Origin of the sequence: Shewanella sp. SG44-6 (assembly GCF_014164185.1) — a bacterium.
Taxonomy (GTDB): Bacteria; Pseudomonadota; Gammaproteobacteria; order Enterobacterales; family Shewanellaceae; genus Shewanella; species Shewanella vesiculosa.
Genome location: NZ_JACJER010000301.1, coordinates 1 through 847, shown reverse-complemented (window position 1 = coordinate 847; position 847 = coordinate 1). Strand labels below are relative to the sequence as shown.

Sequence of the window (847 nt, the reverse complement as noted above, 5' to 3'; positions counted from 1 at the left end):
GACTGGGGTGAAGTCGTAACAAGGTAGCCCTAGGGGAACCTGGGGCTGGATCACCTCCTTACCTATACGACTAACTCAATACCTAAAGTGCAGCGATGCATGTGAGTGTTCACACAGATTACTTGATAGAAGAAAGAGAAAGATATCGAAAGGTATTTTTGAGGATTTTGATTCTTAATCAAGGCACTTGATGAGTCTCGCAGGGAGTGTGCTTTAGCACATGACTGAGAAACGAAGAAAGTAACGCCGAGTAAGGATTAAAAGACCAAAAAGAATGGGTCTGTAGCTCAGCTGGTTAGAGCGCACCCCTGATAAGGGTGAGGTCGGTGGTTCAAGTCCACTCTGACCCACCAAATCTTCATTTTATCTGCGTTAATTAAATACTCGTTTAGTGAAGAACTAAACGTTGCATTGACTTAACTTGTTAAAATTCGATTTGGCTTCGCCAATCTTATGATTGGATACTTGATATTAATCTCAACTGCATGTAAATGGGGCTATAGCTCAGCTGGGAGAGCGCCTGCCTTGCACGCAGGAGGTCTGCGGTTCGATCCCGCATAGCTCCACCATTTACACTTATCATGACGATAAGCTTATGCATAGGTTAGAGATGCCAAAGATAAACGAAATTTTATCTTTGGCTTTTTTAAGCCCGCTCTTTAACAATTTGGAAAGCTGATAGTACTAACTAAAGGCGCATGGATGATGATTCGTTGTCGTTCGTGTGATTACGTTAGTGCGAAAAACGTTAATGCGAAAGCATTAACACTTGAGTTCTCAACACACTGTTTAAGTGTCTTGAATATTCTAAAAAACTAAGGCGAGTCCACTTCCTACCCGGAGGTGA

2 tRNA genes and 1 rRNA gene are annotated in these 847 nt (G+C 42.4%); all 3 read left to right on the top strand.

The features are described 5' to 3' along the window. A 16S ribosomal RNA gene (locus H5185_RS22315) occupies positions 1-61 on the top strand; the annotation flags it as partial. Between the two features lie 215 nt (positions 62-276). Beyond that, positions 277-353: transfer RNA gene (locus tag H5185_RS22310), tRNA-Ile, on the top strand. A gap of 140 nt (positions 354-493) precedes the next feature. Then, positions 494-569, top strand: a tRNA-Ala gene (locus H5185_RS22305). The last annotated feature ends 278 nt before the right edge of the window (positions 570-847 follow it).